Consider the following 21,190-nt stretch of genomic DNA (forward strand, 5'->3'; position numbering starts at 1 on the left):
CCTGCAGTCCGAGCAGCATGAGCCGATCGCCATCGTCTCGACCGCGTGTCGCTACCCTGGCGGTGTCGAGAGCCCGGAGCAGCTGTGGGAGCTGCTGTCTCAGGCCACCGATGCCATCTCCGGGTTTCCAAGCGACCGTGGCTGGGACGCCGACGCCCTCTATCACCCCGACCCTGATCACCCCGGCACCACGATTTCTCGCGAAGGCGGGTTTTTGCACGACGCGGCGTTGTTCGACGAACGCTTGTTCGAGATCAGCCCACGCGAAGCCGAGACGATGAGCCCGCAGCAGCGTCTGCTGCTCACAACCTCTTGGGAGGCCCTCGAGCGGGCACACCTGCGCCCGACCTCGCTGCATGGAAGCGACACAGGCGTGTTCGTCGGAGTCATGTACTACGACTACGGCGCGCGCCTGATGGCCGATGCACAGGCCCTCGCCGGCTACACTTGGATCGGCAGCGCCGGGAGCGTCAGCTCCGGCCGGATCTCATATAATTTCGGTTTCCAAGGTCCGGCCGTGACCTTGGATACAGCGTGCAGCTCTTCGCTCGTTGCCGTTCACCTGGCCTGCCAGTCGCTACGCCGCGGCGAGTGTCAGCTCGCGCTCGCTGGGGGGGCGACGGTCATGGCCACCCCCACAATCTTCATCGAGTTCTCGCGCCAGCGCGGGCTCGCGCCAGACGGTCGCTGCAAGGCCTTCTCCGAGCAAGCCAACGGCGTTGGCTGGGGAGAGGGAGCTGGCATGGTCGTGCTCGAGCGTCTGTCCGACGCCCAGAAAAACGGCCACCCTATCCTGGGGTTGATCCGCGGCAGCGCGATCAATCAAGACGGACGCAGCCAAGGCCTGACCGCGCCCAATGGCCCGGCGCAACAACGCGTAATCAAGGCCGCGCTGGCCAACGCCAAGCTCGAAGCGAGCGACGTCGACCTGCTCGAGGCCCACGGTACTGGCACGCGGCTCGGGGATCCGATCGAGGCCAACGCCCTCCAGGCGGTCTACGGCAGGTCTCGACCACCCGGTAGCCCGGCGTGGCTAGGCTCACTCAAGTCCAACATCGGCCACACCCAAGCCGCCGCTGGGGTCGGTGGGATCATCAAGCTGATCCTCGCGCTCGAGCACGAGACGATGCCGCGCTCGCTCTACGCCGAGGCGCCGAGCTCACAGGTCAACTGGGACGTGCCCGGTATCGAGCTCTTGGCGTCGGCGCGAGCGTGGCCAAAAGGCGATGTGCCACGCCGCGGGGCCGTGTCGTCGTTTGGGATCTCGGGCACCAACGCCCACTTGATCGTCGAAGAGGCGCCGGCCGAACACTCGGCGCCAGCAGTGACGCCACAGCGAGACAAGCTTGCGGTTCCGCTGATCTTCAGTGGCAAGGACGACGCCGCGACCCAGCGTCAGGGTGAGCTGCTGCGGACCCACCTCGAGCGCCACCCCGATCTTCGGCTCGCCGATGTGTCCTGGTCACTGCTGACCACGCGCGAGCAATTCCCCAGCCGGAAGGCGATCGTCGCCTGCTCGCGCGCCCAGGCGCTCGCACAACTCGCCCAGTTCACCGACTCAGCCCCGCCCGGAGGAACAGCCCCCGGGTTCGAAGCCCGGCAGCGCAGCCAGCATCCTCGCGTCGCTGTCATGTTCACCGGACAGGGCAGCCAGCGGCTTGGGATGGGGCGCGGACTCTACGAGCAGATCCCGGCGTTTCGCGCCGCCTTCGACGAGATATGCGAGCAGCTCGACACACACCTCGAGCGCCCGCTGGCGGCCGTCGTGTTCGCGGCCGAGGGCTCCGAGGACGCCGCGCGCCTCGCTCAAACGGCGTATACTCAGCCAAGCCTGTTCGCCATTGAGCTGGCGCTCTTTCGCGTCCTCGTCCGCTGGGGCCTCACGCCCGAGATCGTGATGGGCCACTCGATTGGCGAGCTCACGGCAGCTTGCGCGGCGGGGCTATGGAGTCTCGCAGACGCCTGCAAGATCGTGTGCGCGCGCGGGCGCCTGATGCAGGCGCTCCCAGATGGTGGTGCGATGTTCTCAATCGCCGCGAGCGAGCAAGAGGTCATCGAGGTGCTCGCGGGTGACCGCAGCGAAGTCGACATCGCTGGTATCAACGGTCCTTCCGCGACGGTCATCTCCGGGACGCGCGAGCGCGCCCACGCCGTCGCCGTCGAATTCGAGCGGCGCGGTCGCAAGGTCCGCGAGCTCGACGTCAGCCACGCGTTTCACTCACCGCGCATGGAGCCCATGCTCGCCGAGTTTGCGGCGGTCGCTGCCTCGCTGACCTACAACACCGCCAATATCTCGCTGATATCGAACCTCAGCGGTCGCCTCGTCACCCAGACCGAACTGAGCTCACCTGACTATTGGGTTCGCCACGTTCGGAGCCCCGTCCGGTTTCTCGATGGCGTCAAGGCGCTAGAGGAGGCCAAGATCGACGTCGCCTTGGAACTCGGGCCACGGGGAGTCCTCGTGGCCATGGCGGCAGCGTGTCTGTCCGACTCGGAGCACGAGTCGATCACGCTGATCCCAAGCCTCCGCAGTGACCGCGACGACGTCGAAGCTCTGACAGCGACAGCCGCAGCGCTGTACTGCACCGGTCTCGACGTCGACTGGACCCAGTGGTTTGCGGATCATGGCCTCGAGAACCCAGCACTCGTCGACCTCCCAACCTATCCATTCGCGCGCAACCACTATTGGATCTCCACACCCGCCGCGGCACAAGCCGCACCCAAGGGCTTGCCCGCGGACGATGCTTTTTGGTCGCAGATCGAGACCGACGTCGAGCGCCTCAGCGAGACCCTTGCGCTCGACCCAGATGGCCGCGCCGCGCTCGAGCGGGTCGCGCCGGCCTTGCGTGGCTGGCACGAGCGCACGCGGTCACGCTCACGTTTGTCGAGCTGGCGCTACAAGATCGACTGGCAGCCCGTCGGTGGGCGCGCAGGTGGTTCAAACCACAGCTGGTTGGTGGTGCACAGCAACGCTGGCGAGCCGCTGCTCGCAGAGCTCGAGTCGCAGGTCGGCGCCCGCGCAAACAGCAAGTTCACGGCAGTAGCGATCGACCCCGCGGGAGGCCGCACATCTGTGCGCGAGCAACTAGAAGCCGCGCTCGCAGGTCTGACCGTCGACGTCGTCATCTCGTTGCTCGCGCTCGACGAGCGCGCGCACCCGCAGCATCCCCACATGTCCTGCGGCCTGGCTGGCAACGTCACGCTTCTCCAGGCGCTCGACGATCTCAGCCTCACCAGCTCGCTGTGGCTCGTCACGCGCGGGGCGGTCGCTGCCACTCCCGACGATCGAGTCAGTTCCACGCAGGCGCTGTGCTGGGGGCTGGGATTTGTCGCCTCCCTCGAGCACCCCGAACGCTGGGGCGGCCTCATCGATGTCGGCGCGACCATGCCAAACGCTGCGTCCGCGTTGCTCGACGCCGTCGACCGCGGCGATGACGAAGACCAGCTCGCGCTGCGCGGATCTAGGGTGCTCGCACGCCGCTTGATCAGGGTGGTCAGTGAAGCGCCAGCGCCAGAGCCATTCGTGCCGCGTCAGACGGCGCTCGTGACCGGAGGGCTAGGCGCGCTCGGCTCCCACACCGCGCGATGGCTGGCGCGTCAGGGTGTCGAACACCTCGTGCTGACGAGCCGGCGTGGGACCGACTCTCCCGGGGCCGCGGAGCTCACGAAGGACCTAGAAGCCCTCGGCGCCCGGGTCACGATTGTTGCTTGCGACATCGCCGATCGGGCGGCGGTCGCGGCCATGTTCAACGACATCGCGCGCGACGGGCCGCAGCTGCGCTCGGTGTTCCACGCCGCAGGCATCCTTGGCGACATGAAGCCGCTGCGCGAGCTCACGCTCGACGCGTTCGAGGACGTCGTGGCCGGCAAGATCGCTGGGGCCCGCCATCTCGATGAACTCACCCGCCCCCTCGAGCTCGACGCGTTCGTCGGCTACGCCTCGATCGCTGGAATCTGGGGCGCGGGTCTGCAAGCCGCCTATGCGGCCTCCAATGCGTTCTTGGACGCGCTGTGTTGCGAACGCGCGGCGCTCGGCTTGCCCGCAACTTCGATCGCGTGGGGCCCGTGGGGTGGCGGCGGCATGGCCGACGCACGCACCCAAGCCCGCCTCGCCCAGTTCGGGCTCGCGGCCATGGAGCCGGAGCTGGCGGTCGAGGCCCTGACCGAGGCCATCTCCGGCTCCACGACCGCGACCGTGGTCGTCGACATCAAGTGGTCCGTGTTCGCAGAGACCTACGCGGCTGCGCGTCCTCGTCCGCTGTTGGCGACGATCCCCGAGGCCGCGGACGCGCTCACAGGTGAACAAGCCGAGCCACAGCAAGCGCTCACGCTCACCAAGCGCCTCGAACGACTCGGCGAAGACGAACGCACCCGCGAGCTGATCGGGCTCGTGATGCAGCAGACTGCCTCGATCCTTGGCTTCTCCAACGTCGAAGCCATCAAGCCGACCACCGGGTTTGGAGATCTCGGCCTCGACTCGCTGATGTCGGTTGAGCTGCGGCGGCGCCTGCAAGCCGAGACCGGCCTCAAGCTACCTGCGACGCTGGCGTTCGACTACCCCACGCCAGAGCGGCTCGCGCTGCACCTGCTGGCCTCCGTCGAATTCACCCAGCCCGAGCGCGCGCCGGCCGTCGAGCGCTCTGCTCACACCAACGAGCCCATTGCGATCGTCGGTATTGGCCTGCGACTACCGACGACGATCGAAGACCTCGATGGCCTGCACTTGGCCCTGCTCGAAGGTCGCGACGCGGTGGGTCCGATCTCCCGCGACCGCTTCGATGTCGAGCGCATCTACGACCCCGACCAGCAGACTGAGGGCACAACCTACGTCCGCAACGCCGCGCTGCTCGATCGGGTGGATCTCTTCGATCCCGGCTTCTTTGGGATCAGTCCCCGCGAGGCCAAGAGCATCGATCCGCAGCACCGCCTGCTGGTCGAGCGTGCTTGGGTGGCGCTCGAGGACGCGGGCATCGTGCCCGCGTCGCTGGTCGACTCGAAGACCGGGGTCTTCGTCGGCATCGGGCCAAGCGACTACAACGAACAGATCCAGGCCCACGCGAAGCCGGACGCCTACACGATCCTCGGCACCCACACCTCGTTCTCGGCCGGCCGGGTCGCGTTCACGCTGGGGCTTCAGGGCCCAGCAATCTCGATCGACAGCGCCTGCTCGTCCTCGCTGGTGGCCCTCGACCTCGCGTGCAAGTCGCTGCGCCACGGCGACTGCGACCTCGCCCTCGCCGCCGGCGTTCAGGTCCTGACTTCGCCCAACAACTTCATCCAACTCTCACGGACGCGAGCGCTCGCAGCCGACGGTCGTTCAAAGACCTTCTCGGATCTTGCTGACGGCTACGGCCGCGGCGAGGGCGTTGTCGTGCTCGTGCTCGAGCCGCTGTCGGTGGCCGAGGCCAAAGGCCGGCTGATCCACGGAGTCATTCGTGGGACCGCTGTGAACCACGACGGGGCCAGCAGCGGAATCACCGCGCCAAACGGCATCTCCCAGCAAAAGGTCCTGCGCGCCGCGTTGGCCGAAGCTGACCTCGAGCCCAACGACATCGACTTCGTCGAGTGTCATGGCACGGGAACACCGCTCGGAGACCCCATCGAGATCCAGGCGCTCGCGGCTGTCTACGGGCAGAATCGTCCCGCCAATCGCCCGTTGCTGCTTGGCGCGGTCAAGACCAACATCGGGCACCTCGAGTCCGCCGCGGGCATCGCTGGCATCGCCAAGGTCCTCGCTGCAATGCGTCATGGCGTGATCTCGCCGTCGATCCACACGACACCGCGCAACGCACACATCGAGTGGTCAGAGCTCGACGTCGAGATCGTCGACACGCCGCTCGAGCTCCCCAGCCTTGGGGAGCGGCCGTGGCGGGCTGGTGTCTCTGCGTTTGGGCTCTCGGGCACCAATGCCCACGTGATCCTCGAGCAGGCAACCGCGCGCCCGCAGACCGTGCGGTCCACCACCGACAACACAGGTGACGCGGCTCGTGCTTCGGCACCACTGGTGGTCTCGTTGTCGGCCCGTACACGCGAGGCGCTGACCGACAATGTGCGCGCTCTCGCCACCCACCTCGTGCACCACCCAGAGCTCGAGCTGCGCGACCTCGGCTACACCTTGGCGCTCGCCCGCACACAATTTAGCGAGCACCGAGCGAGCTTCGTCGCAGCTAGCGTCACCCAGCTGTGCGACGAGCTCGACGCCTTCGTCAACGGGCGTCCCTCACCGAACTGCGTCGAGCACACGGCCAGCAACCGCCCTCGTGTCGGGGTCCTGTTCACGGGCCAAGGATCCCAGCGCGTCGGCATGGGTCACGCGGCTTGGCTTGCGCTCCCAAGCTTTCGAGAGCTGTTCGATTCGATCTGCGCGCGCTTCGACGCCTACCTCGAAGTGCCCCTACGCGAACTCGTGTTCGGCTCGGGCTCGCTAGACGCCGACACCGCTCGCCTGGCTCGCACCGAGTACACACAGCCCGCGTTGTTTGCGTTCGAGCTCGCGCTCTATCGGCAATACGAGGACTGGGGTTTGCGGCCGAGCGTGTTGCTTGGTCACTCGATCGGCGAGCTGGTCGCGGCGCACGTCGCTGGGGTGTTCGATCTCGACGACGCCTGTCGTCTCGTGGCTGCCCGCGGCCGCTTGATGCAATCGCTGCCACCGGGCGGGGCGATGGTCTCGCTGCAAGCCAGCGAGGCAGAGGTCGAGGTCGCTCTCACGGACTCTCCGTCCGTGGCCATCGCTGCGCTCAACGGCCCGATGTCGACGGTCATCTCGGGCGACGAAGCTGCAGTCCTCGCGGTCGCGACTCGGTTCGAAGCCGAAGGCCGCAAGGTCAGCCGGCTGGAGGTCAGCCACGCGTTTCACTCGCAGCTCATGGCGCCGATCCTCGACGCGTTCGAGCAGGTCGCCAAGTCCGTTCGCTTCAGCCCACCCACGATCCCAATCATCTCGAATGTGACCGGGGCTCTGGCCCGAGCCGAAGAGCTGACCACACCACAGTATTGGGTCGAGCAACTGCGCTCAGCGGTCCGGTTTCTGGACGGGGTCCAGGCGCTCGAGACCCGCGGTGCATCGGTCCTGCTCGAGATCGGGCCACACGCCGTGCTCTCGGCCATGGCTGCGGGCTGCACACAGCGAGAGGACACCAACATCGTCGCTACCGCCCATCGTGATCGGCCGGAGCTCGACACGATCATGCGGGCGCTCGCTCAGCTACATTGCCTCGGCGTGGCGCTCGACTGGGAGCGCTACTACGCGCCGCTGCAGCCTCGCTTCTCGCGTACGCCTACCTACCGGTTTCAACGCGAGCGGTTTTGGTTCGATAGCATCAAGCGCAACGCCGGAGACCTCCGCGACGCGGGCCTCAATCTCATCGACCACGCGCTGCTTGGTGCGCGGGTGCAGCTCGCGGGTACCGACGAGTGGCTGTTCACGGCTCGACTGGGGCCCAGTGAGGCCACGTGGATCGCAGACCACGTCGTTTTTGGTCACGTGATCCTGCCCGGAACCGCGCTGCTCGACCTCGCCATGAGCGCGGGCGCCTCCGTAGGCGCGCCCCAAGTCGACGAGCTCACGCTCGAGGCGCCGCTGGTTCTCCATGCTGGTCACGACTGCACTGCCCAGATCAAGCTCGGCGCTCGGGACGAACACGGGCGCCGCGTCGTCGAGATACACACGCGCCCAAGCGAGGCGCTCGACGAGCAAAGCTGGACGCTGCACGCGACCGGGGCCGTAGCCGTGACCGTGCCCGTGTCCGATCCAGCCGTCTTCGACTCGTGGCCGCCGCCGGGCGTCGACGAGCTCGACACGAGCGGCGTGCACGCCAAGCTCGCCGAGCTCGGACTCGACTATGGCCCGAGCTTTCGTGGGCTCCGCAGGGCTTGGCGGCAGGGCGACGATCTCTACGCGCAAGTGGAGGCGCCCGAGCAACTCATTGTATCTGGCCACACACTGCACCCCGCGTTGCTCGACGCGGCGCTCCACGTGCTCGCCTTCGAGGTGAACGACGTGATTGAGCTGCCGTTCTCGTGGTCGGGCGTCGAGGTCAACGCGATCGGCGCGACGACGTTGCGCGTGCGACTGCGGCCCAACGCCAGCGCGAGCTCCTACCGGCTCGATGTCGCGGACGGCAAGGGCCAGCCCATCGCGACTGTCCACGCACTCACGACGAGGCGCGTGTCACCCGCTGATATCCGCGGCGCCCTGTCGCGGCAAAGTGGCGCCTCGCTCTACCGGATCGACTGGCAGCCGCGCACGTCGAGCACAGCGGAGGAGGTCGCAGGCTCAGTCGTCGTGCTCGGCGACGTTGAGCTTGGCGCGGCGCTCTCTTGCAGCGTCGTCAACGAGCTCAGCGCGGTTGATCGGGCGGCGTCGGTGCTCGTGTTGCCCGCGCTCGGTGACCTCACGTCTGGACTCGACGCCGGGCTCGTGCTCGACGCCTCCGTCTCGCTGCTCGGGCGCCTCAAGCAGTGCTTGGACGACCCCGGCCTCGCAGGCATGGACCTGGTCGTCGTGACTCGTCACGCTGTCGACGGTGGCGAAGACGTCCGCTTCGATCTCACCCATGCTCCGGCTTGGGGCCTCGTCCGCACCGCGCAGACTGAACACCCCGCTCGCAGTGTGCGACTGATCGACATCGATGACACGCCGACGTCGTTGGAGTCGCTGCCGCAAGCGCTGGCGTCCGGTGAACCCCAGCTAGTGGTGCGCGCGGGCAACATGCAGGTCCCCCGCCTGACTCAGACGCGCTCGAAAGACGTGCTCGAGCCGCCCCGTGGTGAGCTCCCCTGGTTCCTCGACACACACCCACGTGGAACGCTCGAGAACCTCACCCTCCGCGACGCATCGGGCCACCTGTCCGCGCTCGGGCCCGAGCAGGTCCGCATCGAGGTCCGCGCGACAGGCCTCAATTTCCGCGACGTACTCAACGCCTTGGGGATGTACCCGGGAGATCCGGGCCCGCTCGGATACGAGGGCGCTGGCGTGGTGATCGAGGTTGGCGACGCCGTCGAGTCTCTCGCGGTCGGAGACGCGGTCTTTGGCCTGCTGCGAGCGGGATTCTCGACGGAGGTCGTGATCGATCATCGCCTCGTCGCACGGGTGCCCCAAGGGTGGTCATTCGTCAAAGCGGCCTCGGTGCCGTTGGTGTTCCTGACTGCCTACTACGCCTTCGTCGATCTATCTGAGCTCGCTGCTGGGGAGCGCGTACTGATCCACGCGGCGACCGGAGGCGTGGGAATGGCCGCGACCCAGCTGGCCCGACACCTCGGGGCGGATGTATTCGGGACCGCGTCGCCTCCCAAGTGGTCGACGTTGCGCGCGCTCGGCTTCGACGATGCGCACATCGCCAACTCGAGGACCTTGGAATTCGAGCAAGGCTTCCTCGAGGCGACCGGAGGTGAAGGTGTCGACGTGGTGCTCAACGCCCTCGCCCACGACTTTGTCGACGCGTCCCTGCGACTCCTTCCACGCGGCGGACGCTTCCTCGAAATGGGCAAGACCGACGTCCGCGACTCCGAGGGCGTACGCAGCAACCATCCCGGTGTGGTCTACCGCGACTTCGATCTGATGGACGCCGGCCCCGACCGCATCCAAGCCATGCTCATCGAGCTCGTCTCGCTGTTCGAGCAAGGCGTGCTCGAGCCGCTGCCGATCACCAGCTGGGACGTCCGCGAGGCGCCTCGCGCGTTTCGCTTTGTCGGTCAGGCCAAGCACATCGGGAAAGTCGTGTTGACGGCGCCGCCCCAGCTCGCTGAGGCAGGCACCGTGCTGCTGACCGGAGCGACCGGAGCTCTCGGCCGTGTGCTCGCTACTCACCTCGTTGAAGCCCACGACGTCCGCCACTTGCTGTTGCTGTCGCGTCGCGGCATCGAGACCCCAGGAGCCGCCGAGCTGGTCGCACGGCTCGAGCGTGCCGGCGCCAAGGTTCAGCTGTTGGCGTGTGACGTCGCCGACCGCGATGCGCTTGCTCGCGCCCTCGCCGAGGTCCCGGCCGCCCACCCACTCACCGCGATCGTCCACGCAGCGGGGCTCACCGAGGATGCGCTCTTGACCTCCTTGGATCGCGCGCAGCTGGCCTCGGTGTTTGCGCCCAAGGTCGACGCGATGATCAACCTCCACGAGCTCAGCGCTGGGCACCCGCTCGCGGCCTTCGTGGTGTTCTCCTCCTTGGCTGGGGTGCTGGGCAACGCCGGCCAGGCCAATTACGCAGCCGCGAACGTGTTTCTCGACGCGCTGTGTGCCCACCGCCGGGCGCTGGGGCTGCCCGCCACGAGCCTCGCTTGGGGCCCGTGGGCGGACGGGGGAATGGCCGCGCGGATGTCAGCCTCCGACAAGGCCCGCATGAAACGCAGCGGGATCCCAATGCTGCAAACACAAGACGCGCTAGAGATGTTCGACGCAGCCCTGGCGCAGCCGCTTCCGCTCGTCGTCCCGGTTCGCTTCGACATCGAGGCCCTGGCCGAGCGTGACAACATCTCCCCGCTGCTTCGCCCGCTGATCCGCCCGGCGATGCGGCGCGCTGCGACGACGGAGTCGGCGACTTCGCTGCGCGAGCAGCTGCGGCCGCGCGCGTCGGCGGAGCGCGACTTCACCCTGCTCACCCTGATCCGCTCGGAGATCGCTACGGTCCTTGGCCTGAGCAACCCCGAGCGCATTGACGCCGAGCAGCCCATTCAGGACTTGGGCCTCGACTCACTCATGGCCGTTGAGCTACGCAATCGGCTGCAGAGCGCGACACAGCTGCGCTTGCCGGCGACCTTGCTGTTCGACTGCCCAACCCCCAGGGTCCTGGTCGCCTACCTCATCGAGGCCTTCGACCTCGACGAGGTCGGCGATGTCCCTGCCGGCTCCGAACCCGACGAACCCGAGCTTCAGCGGCGGATTGCATCGATCCCCGTCGAGCAGCTCCGCCGCGCAGGTCTGCTCTCGCAGCTGCTCGCGCTCGCGGATGAGCGAGAGACCCACTCGATGGCGCCAAGCCCCGCGAGCGACGAGGCCGACATCGACCAGTTGTCGGTGGACGACCTCATTAGCCTCGCTCTCACTGACCCCACTTCGTGAAGCGCCCTCGTGGACACCGCATCTGACAAACTCCTCAACGCCCTACGCGCCTCTGTAAAAGAGGTCGAACGCTTGCGTAAGCAAAATCGCCAGCTGCAAGCCGATGCGAGTGAGCCCATCGCCATCGTGTCCGCGGCGTGTCGCTATCCTGGCGGTGTCGACGAACCTGCCGCGCTCTGGCGCCTGGTCGAGGACGAACGCGACGCAATCTCCGATCTCCCAAGCGACCGCGGCTGGAACATCGGCGAACATTTTGATCCAGACCCGAAGCAAGCCGGAACGACCTACACTCGCGGCGGTGGCTTCCTCGCCCAGATTGACGGCTTCGACGCGGAGTTCTTCGGCATCAGCCCGCGCGAGGCTGACACTATCGATCCCCAACAACGTCTGCTGCTCGAGTTGGCGTGGGAGACCCTCGAGCGCGGGCGGATCATCCCGGCCTCGCTTCGCGGCAGCGCGACCGGTGTGTTCGTTGGCACCTGCTACCACGACTTTGATCGGGTGGTCCCAGATGGCTTCCGCGCCGAGGATGGCTATGCGGCGCTCGGGACTGCGCAGAGCGTCGTCTCCGGGCGTCTGTCCTACACCCTCGGCCTGCAAGGGCCCGCGATGACGCTCGATACGGCGTGCAGCACCTCGCTCGTCGCCGTTCACCTTGCCTGCCAAGCGCTGCGCAACCGCGAGTGTGACCTCGCGCTGGCTGGCGGCGCCACATTGTACGCAACGCTCGAGCCGATCCTCGTGTTTAGTCGCCTGCGGGCAGTGTCCCCCGACGGCCGCTGCCGCGCGTTCTCAGATCAGGCCAACGGCGCTGGTTGGGCGGAGGGCGGCGGCATGGTCCTGCTCGAGCGCCTCAGCGACGCCGTGTCCAACGGCCGCACAATCCTCGCTGTCGTACGCGGATCGGCTATCAACCAAGATGGTCGTTCGCAGGGTCTCACCGCGCCCAACGGGCCGTCACAACAGCGCGTGATTCGGGCTGCGCTCGCGTCCGCCCGGCTGACAGCCGCCGACGTCGACGTCGTGGAGGCCCACGGGACCGGGACCCCGCTCGGGGACCCGATCGAGGCTCAGGCGCTGCAGGCAACCTACGGCCGCGAACACTCCCCCGAGCGCCCCCTGTGGCTCGGCACGATCAAGTCCAACATCGGTCACACTCAAGCGGGAGCCGGCATCGCAGGGCTCCTCAAGATGATCTTTGCGCTCAACCACGAGCGACTGCCTCGAACCTTGCACGCCGAGGTCCCATCGAGCCACATCGATTGGTCCGCCGGCACGGTCCGCACCCTCGATCGCGCCCAACCATGGCCCCGCGGGCAACAGCCACGCCGTGCGGGCATCTCGGCGTTCGGTGTATCGGGGACCAACGCCCACGTCATCGTCGAGGAGCCCCCCCAGCCCGCGCCCGAGCCCACGGAGCTCGATCACGCAGACGCCCCATTGTTGCTGGTCTCGGGCAAGAGCCAGGCCACGCTGAGGGCTCAAGCCGCGCGGCTGCGCGACTACATCCGAGACAACCCCTCACACTCGATGCTCGCGGTGGCCAACAGCCTGGCAACCACGCGGACCCAGTTCAAGGTCCGCGCAGGAGTTCTTGCGCGGTCGCGCGAGCGCGCATGTGAGGCGCTAGACAACCTCGCCGGCGATCGCCCCGACCCCGACATCGTCACTGGCCTCGCCGACGTTGAAGGCCGGGTCGTGTTCGTGTTTCCTGGCCAAGGCTCGCAGTGGCTGGACATGGCCACGATGCTGCTCGCCGAATCGGAGCTGTTTCGGGCCGAGCTCCAGGCCTGCGAGCGAGCGCTCGCCCCCTACACCGACTGGTCCTTGCTCGCGGTCCTCGGCCGCGAGCCCGGTGCGCCCTCGCTCGAACGGGTCGACGTCGTGCAACCGGTGCTGTGGGCGATGATGGTCGCGCTCGCGCGGCTGTGGCAGTCACTCGGGGTCACACCAGACGCGGTGGTTGGACACTCCCAAGGCGAGATCGCAGCGGCCTGCGTCGCCGGAGCGCTGAGCCTCGAAGACGCCGCCAAGATCGTCGCGCTGCGCAGTCAAGTCATCCGAAGCCTGTCTGGAACCGGCGCGATGGCGGCGGTCTCACTCGCGGCCGACGAGCTGCGTACGCGGCTCGAGCCCTATGGAGAGCACCTCGCTCTGGCGGTCGACAACGGCCCAGGATCGACCGTCGTGTCCGGCCAGCCCGCAGCCGTCGACGAGTTCGTTGCTGCGTTGAGCGCGGAAGGCATCTTTGCACGCCGAGTTCAGGTTGACTATGCGTCGCACTGCGCCGAGGTCGAACCAATCGAGGCGACCCTGCTCGCTGCGCTAGCTGACGTCCGCCCGCGTCAGACCAGCGTGCCAATGATATCAACCGTCACAGCCGAGCCGGTTGATGGCACCAGCCTCGGGGGCACCTACTGGTACCGCAACCTCCGCCAGGAGGTTCGCTTCGCCGACGCGATGGCGAACTTGTTCGCAAGCGGACACCGGTTTTTCATCGAAGTCAGCCCGCACCCGGTGATGCCCGTCGCGATCAGCGCGTTGATCGAGGCCAACAAGATCAACGCCGCGGTGATCCCAACTCTGCGGCGTGACGAGGGCGACCTCGGGCGAGTGTCACTGTGCCTGGCTCACCTGCACACGCGCGGCTTCTCGCTCGACTGGGTCGCGCGCTATGCCGCGTGCCGACCACACACTCTCTCACTTCCGACCTACCCATTCGACCGCCGGCGGCACTGGCCCGCAGCGAGCGAGCGGGGGTCCAGCGACCTGGGCGCCGCCGGACTCATCGCCCTCGAACACCCGATCCTGTGCTCGCGCACCTCGCTCCCCGACGACACCGAGCTGCTCATGGGCGCGGTCGCCCCCGAGTCACTCGCATGGCTCGGGGATCACCAGGTGTTCTCGCGGCCCGTGTTTCCGGGCGCAGGCTTTGTCGAGTTCGGACTCACGGCCGCGGCCGTGGTCTGGCCCGACGCGCCGGTCTGTGAGCTCCGCGACCTGACGATCGAGCTTCCGCTGCTGCTCGACGAGGCGGTCCACGTGCAGCTCGTGCTCGCGCCCGATCCCGACCCCGACACCCGGTCGCTGCTGATCCGCACGCGCCCGGCCGGCGCCATCGATGCGCCGTGGACAGACAACGCCCATGGCCGAGTTGGCGTCGTTCGAGATCCTCAACGAGCCGCGCCAGCGCCATCGAGCTGGCCGCCCGGTCGAGTCACGGCGATCGATCTCGACGCGCTCTACCAACAACTCGCGGCCCATGGCCTCGACTACGGTCCAGCGTTCCGCGGCCTGTCTCGCGCATGGCGGGGCGATCACGGGGCTGTCTACGCCGACCTCGAGCTGCCCGAGGCCGCGACTGCGGCCGACCGCTTCGCCATTCACCCCGCGCTGCTCGACGCGATCTTGCATGCTGCGCTGAGCGTAGCGGTCTCCGGCGAGCCGCCGCGCGTCGCTCTCCCATTCGAGTTTCGTGAGCTGCAGCTACGCGTGGCTGCAGCGACGACGCTGCGCGTGTGCGTCGAGGTCCGCGAACGCGCCGGATCCTTCGAGGTCCAGTTCAACGCTTGGGATCGGACCGGCCAGCTCGTCGCCAGCCTCGCCGCGCTCGAAGCTCGGCCAGCGACGGCCGCTCAGCTCGTCGCGTCCCAGCAGGTCCGCCATCTGTATCGAGTGAGCTGGGAGCCCGCCACGCTCGCGCGCGACACCAGCGTCACCGACCCCAGTCCGTGGGCGCTGATCGGAGGCGGTCCACTCAGCGACCGCCTCGCCGCCGAGCTCACCGATCAAGCCGTTGCACCGCGAATCTGTCCGACTTGGGCACAGCTTGGCGATGCGCTCGACTCCACAGACCAAGGACCACAGCCTGCAACGCTGATCCGGTTCCTGCACGCACCGGACCCCGCGGACCCCAGCGCTATCCGTGGGCTCATCCACACGGTCGTCAGTGAGCTACGCGAGTGGCTGGTCGATCCACGACTGGCCGGCTCGCGACTGGTGCTCGTCACGCGCCACGCGAACGCGGTCGCTGCCGACGACCGCATCTCACTCGGCCTCGCGCCGCTGATCGGCCTCGCCCGGACCCTTCGTCGTGAGCACCCCGATCGCGCGCTGTGGAGTATCGACATTGACGACGATCACGTCGCCCTCGGGGACATTCGCGCGGTCTTGGCGAGCGTCGACGAGTTCGAGTTCGCGTTGCGAGCGTCGGGCTGGCTGGTTCCACGCCTGCGACCCGAGCCCGCGACAGCTGCCGCCGTCGACACTGACGACCGCCCCCCAACGACCGACCCCCGCGTCTCGACCGGAAATGGCACGGTCTTGATCAGCGGTGGCACGGCTGGACTGGGCGCTGACCTCGCCCGGCATCTGGTCGTGGTCCACAATGTCCGCCACCTGGTCTCGACCTCGCGTCGCGGACCCACAGCACCCGGCGTCGCTGCGTTGCGTGATGAGCTACTTGCGCTCGGGGCCGAGACCGTCGAGGTCCGCGCTTGCGACGTCGCGGATGCCGACGCGCTCTCCGATCTGCTCGCTTCGATCCCGGCCGAGCACCCGCTCGAGGCCGTGTTTCACGTGGCTGGAGTCCTAGATGATGGGCTCATCCACGACCTCGAGCCCGCGCAGCTCGACCGTGTGCTCCGGCCCAAGATCGATGGCGCCTGGAACCTCCACGTTCAGACCCGTTCGCTCGCGCTCAGGGCCTTCGTGTTGTTCTCCTCGACCTCGGGGGTCATGGGTAGCGCGGGCCAGGCCAACTACGCGGCCGCCAGCACCTACCTCGACGCCCTCGCCGCTGCGCGCCGAGCTGAAGGGTTGGCGGGCATGAGCCTCGCCTGGGGGCTGTGGGCGCGCGGCTCGATGATCGCCCACCTCGACGACGGTGACATCGCCCGGCTCCGACGGCTTGGCGTGCGACCGCTCGATGTCGCCGAGGGCATGCAACTTCTCGACGTGGCAATCAGGCGAGGGTCGCCCCTGTTGGTCCCAGTCAAGCTCGACCGAGGGGTGCTGCGTCGCGCCACCGGCGTCGCGCCGCTGCTTCGTGCGCTGGTACCTCGCGGGCTTCGACGGGCGGACCTCGCGGCCGAAGGCAGGTCCGACGACCTCGCGGCGCGCCTCGCTGGGCTCGACCGCGACGGTCAACGCGCGGAGCTGTCGAGGCTCGTGAGCACGGAGGTCGGCGCGGTCCTCCGCGTGCGGAGCCTCGATCCCAATCGACCGCTGAGCGAACTTGGGCTCGACTCGCTCATGGCGGTCGAGCTCCGCAACCACCTGCAGGCGCTCACGGGCCTGCGACTCCCCTCGACGCTGCTGTTCGACTACCCGACCCCCTCGGCTCTCGTCGAGATGCTCGTCGACGAGATTGGCCTCGCCCGGGCGCCTGGACCCTCACAGACCACGCCGAGCCCAGCCAAGTTCGACGACGACCCGATCGTGATCGTGTCCATGGCGTGCCGGTACCCTGGCGGCGCGACGACGCCAGAGCAGCTGTGGCGCGTGCTCGAACACGGAATTGACGCGATCGGTGAATTCCCAGTCGACCGCGGCTGGGCCGAGGATCTCTATGATCCAGACCCAGACGTGCCCGGTCGCTCGGTCGCGCGCGAGGGCGGATTCCTCTACGACGCCGCGGACTTCGACCCTGAGCTGTTTGGCATCAGCCCGCGCGAGGCGGTCGCTGTCGACCCCCAGCAACGCCTGCTGCTCGAGGTCTCCTGGGAGGTGCTCGAGCGCGCCAACATCATCCCCAACGCGCTTCGAGACAGCGCGACCGGGGTATTCGTTGGCGTCATGTACGGAGATTACGGCGGCCGGATGTTCGCCGATCTCGATAGCCTCGACGGCCACATCGGGATCGGTAGCTCGGCCAGCGTCGCATCCGGTCGTATCTCGTACACCTTCGGTTTCCAGGGCCCCGCGATCTCCGTGGACACAGCCTGCAGCTCCTCGCTCGTCGCCCTGCACCTCGCGTGCGAGTCGCTGCGCCGGCACGAGTGCTCTCTCGCGCTGGCCGGCGGCGTCGCTGTCATGGCCACGCCAGCGCTATTCGTGGACTTCAGCCGCCAGCGAGCAATGGCGCCAGACGGGCGCTGCAAATCGTTCTCGGCGTCGGCCGACGGAGCTGGCTGGTCCGAGGGCGTCGGGATGTTGCTGCTCGAGCGGCTGTCCGATGCGCGCGCGAACAACCACCCGGTGCTGGCGATCGTCCGCGGCTCAGCTGTCAATCAAGACGGCCGAAGCCAGGGTCTGACCGCGCCCAACGGCCCCGCGCAGCAGCGGGTCATTCGGGCGGCCTGGGCCGCGGCGGGGCTCGGAGGCGCGGACATCGACGCCGTCGAGGGTCACGGAACCGGGACCCCGCTCGGAGATCCAATCGAAGTGCAGGCGCTGCTTGCAACCTATGGACTCGAGCGCGAACCGGAGCGGCCGCTCTGGCTCGGCTCAATCAAGTCGAACATCGGTCACGCCCAGGCGGCCGCCGGCGTCGCCGGAGTCATGAAGATCGTCCTCGCGTTGCAGCGCAAGCACCTGCCCCGCTCGCTCTACGCTGACCGCCCCTCCGAGCGCGTGGACTGGTCCGACGAGGTGTTGCAGCTCCTCGGTGACGCGCGAGACTGGCCCAGCGTCAACGATCGTCCCCGTCGCGCGGCCGTGTCCTCGTTTGGGATCTCGGGCACCAACGCCCACGTGATCCTCGAGGAGCACGTCGACACGAGCGCGGATGTCCCGCCCTCGCCCCCCGTGCTCGAGCATGCGCCGGTCTTGCCCTTGCTCTTGTCGGGCAAGACAGCCGCCGCGGTCCGAGCCCAGGCCCGACGCCTCGCCCACCTCGACACCGACCTCGAGCAGGTGGCCCGAACGCTCGCGCTCGCGCGCACGCACTTCGAGCATCGTGCGGTCATCACAGCGTCCGACCCCGGCAGCGCGACCGCCCAATTCGAGCGCGTCAACACTGGCGAGATCCCGGTCAGCGCCATCGAACGCGAGCCCAAGCTCGCCTGGCTGTTCACGGGCCAGGGCGCCCAGAGGGTCGGCATGGGTCGCCAGCTTCATGCGACCTATCCAGGCTTCCGAGACGCGTTCGACGAGCTGTGCGAGTGCTTCGACCGCTGGCTCCCGCGGCCACTACGAGAGGTCGTCTTCGCGTCGCCGGACTCGCCTGACGCCGCGTTGCTCGACCACACACAGTTCGCTCAGCCCGCGCTGTTCACCGTTCAGGTCGCGCTCCATCGCCTGCTCGCTACGTGGGGTCTACGGCCCACGGTCGTCCTCGGTCACTCGATCGGTGAACTCGCGGCTGCCCATGTCGCGGGCTTGTGGTCGATCGAAGACGCGTGTGAATTGGTCGCGGCGCGCGGACGCCTCATGCAGGCGCTGCCCAGCGGGGGCGCGATGCTGGCGAGCTCGGCCTCGGAGCAAGAGATTCTACAGCTGCTGCCAAACTACCCTGGGGTCGGGCTCGCCGGTCTCAACGGCCCGCGCGCGACCGTTGTGTCGGGCGACCTCGAACCAACGACGCGCCTCGGCGCGCAGCTCGAGGCCCACGGTCACAAGGTCACGCGCCTGCGGGTCAGCCACGCGTTCCACTCGCAGCGCATGGACCCGATGCTGGAGGAATTTCGGTCGGTCGCCGCATCACTGAGCTACGCGCCGCCAACCGTAGCGCTGATCTCCAACATCACCGGCACCCTCGCAGATGTCGACCGTCTCATGACGCCTGACTACTGGGTCGAGCAGGTGCGCCAGCCCGTCCGCTTTTTCGATGGCGTGCGCACCCTCGAGGCGCTCGAGACCACGGCGCTGGTCGAGCTGGGCCCGCACGGCGTGCTCACGGCCATGGCGGCCGCGTGCCTGTCGGACGCGCACCGAACCCGAACGACGTTGCTGCCAGCACTGCGCCGCGATCGGCCCGAGACAGAGACGCTCGCGCTCGCCGTCGGTGGGCTGCACTGTCACGGCATCGCCGTCGACTGGTCAGCCTACTTCGGCCCCCAGAAGGGCGCGCTGGCCTCGCTACCCACCTATCCGTTCCAGCGCCAACGTTTGTGGCTCGACCCACCCAAGCGCGACGATCCTGGCCCGCACGAGCCGAAGGCGAGCACCGCATTCTGGTCAGCGATCGACAGCGGAGACCTCGAAGCTCTGAGCGAGACTCTGGCGCTCGGCGCCGCCGAGCGAAGCTCGTTGACGGCGCTGCTCCCGGCGCTGCGGGGCTTCAGGCGCAGCCTCGACCAGCGCGAGTCCATGTCGTCGTGGCTCTACCAAGAGCTGTGGGAGCCCGCCCCATCGACCGCCGAAGACCTGCCGCCAGCCAAGAGCGCGCTGGTGTTGACGATGAGCGACGAGCTTCCCGCCCTCGCGCTGATCACCGCGGCGTTCCCCAGCGCAAACGTCGAGGTCATCGATCCGGCCCGCGCCGACGTGGACCTGATCGCGGCGCTGCAACGCCACCAGCCCGGGCTCGTGATCTCCTGCTTCGGGTTTGACGAGCGCCCGAGTGCCCACGGTCCCGGCCTGCGCGCGGGCCTGGCGTCGACCCTCGCGCTGGCTCAGGCCATGGCGCGCCTCGAGCTCGACATCCCGATGTGGCTGCTGACCTCGGGCGCGGTCTCGGTCTCTGATCAAGATCCGCTCGACCACCCGATCCAGTCAATGGTCTGGGGCTTCGGACGGGTGATCTCGCTCGAGACACCGGCTCGCTGGGGCGGCCTCGTTGATCTCGATCCCAGCTTCGACCCACGACTCGCGGACTTGCTGGCTTCAATCGTGCGAGCAGGTGTGCGTGCCGACGGAGAAGACCAAGTCGCGCTGCGACTCCGTGGGGGTGCGCCCCATCGCTACGTCCGCCGCCTCGTCCGGGTCCCCCGAACGCCACAACAGCCATCGACTCAACCGCGCGGTCCAGTGTTGATCACGGGTGGAACTGGCGCGCTCGGGGCACACACCGCGCGCTGGCTCGCTAGCACCGGCGTTCGCGAGCTGGTCTTGCTCGGTCGTCGGGGACCCGCCTCGCCGACCGCCGCCCAGCTGAAGATCGAACTCGAGGCGCTCGGCGCAGAGGTCGAGTTCGTCGCCTGCGACGTCGCTGATCGCGACGCGCTCGCCGCTGTGCTCACTGACCGCGAGGCGAAGGGCGCTCGCGTCGAGTGGGTCGTTCACGCCGCCGGAGTCGCGGGTCAGCTGAGTCCGATCGCCGACCTCGAACCGAGCGCGCTCGCGCGCGACCTCGCTACGAAGGTTGAGGGCGCCAGGTTGCTACACGAGCTGTGTGGCAACCTCCAAGGCTTCGTGAGCTTCTCGTCGATATCGGGCGTGTGGGGCAGCGGACAACAGGCGGCCTACAGCGCGGCCAATGCCTACCTCGACGGCTTGGCGACCCACCGTGTCCGCCATCTACAGCCGGCGGTCTCGATCGCCTGGGGTCCATGGGCCGGCCGGGGGATGGCCGATGGCGAGGCGCGGGCCATGCTCGAGCGCCACGGGCTCGCACAGCTCAATCCCACGCTCGCTGTTGAGGCCATGCACAGGGCGCTCGACAGCACCAAGCCCACCGTTGTCATCGCTGACGTCCACTGGGATCGTTTCGCGCCTGCCTACGCCTCCGCACGTCGGCGACCGCTGCTCCAGCGCATCCCCGAGGCCAGCGCCGCGCTCGGCGTCGACACGAACCCACGCGCTGCAGCTGAACAGGCGCCGTTGCTCGACAGCTTGCGTGCGCTGCCGGCCCGAGCGCGAGTTGGAGCACTGCTGACCCTGGTCCTCGAGCACACCGCTGGCGCGCTCGGGTTCCCCGACGCGAGCCGTCTCGATCCCGACACCGGCTTTGCAGATCTCGGCCTCGATTCGCTCATGGCCGTCGAGCTTCGCCAACGGCTTCAACGCGTGACCCAGCTGTCGCTACCGGCGACCTTGGCCTTCGACTACCCGACGCCGCGCCACGTCGTCGAGCTGCTCTCGCAAGAGCTCGCAGCGGTGCTCGAGCCCGGGCTCGAGGCACGCCAGACCGATCCAGACAAGGCCCGATCAGCAGAGTCCGCCGCGCTACCAGAGCTCGGTGACGACGCCCTCGACGACCTGAGCGACGATGACCTCCTCGCCGCCGCCAACGCCCTGCTCGAAGACCTTTGA

3 pseudogenes are annotated in these 21,190 nt (G+C 68.1%); all 3 read left to right on the top strand.

From position 1 onward, the window contains the following. Positions 1–19 precede the first annotated feature (19 nt). Positions 20–11,056: pseudogene (locus DB30_RS20985) on the top strand (type I polyketide synthase); the annotation flags it as partial. 9 nt (positions 11,057–11,065) lie between these two features. Beyond that, positions 11,066–11,146, top strand: a pseudogene (locus DB30_RS43135) (polyketide synthase docking domain-containing protein); the annotation flags it as partial. 21 nt (positions 11,147–11,167) lie between these two features. Continuing rightward, positions 11,168–21,190: pseudogene (locus DB30_RS20990) on the top strand (type I polyketide synthase); the annotation flags it as partial.

Source organism: Enhygromyxa salina (genome assembly GCF_000737335.2).
In the GTDB taxonomy this organism is placed as follows: Bacteria; Myxococcota_A; Polyangia; order Nannocystales; family Nannocystaceae; genus Plesiocystis; species Plesiocystis salina_C.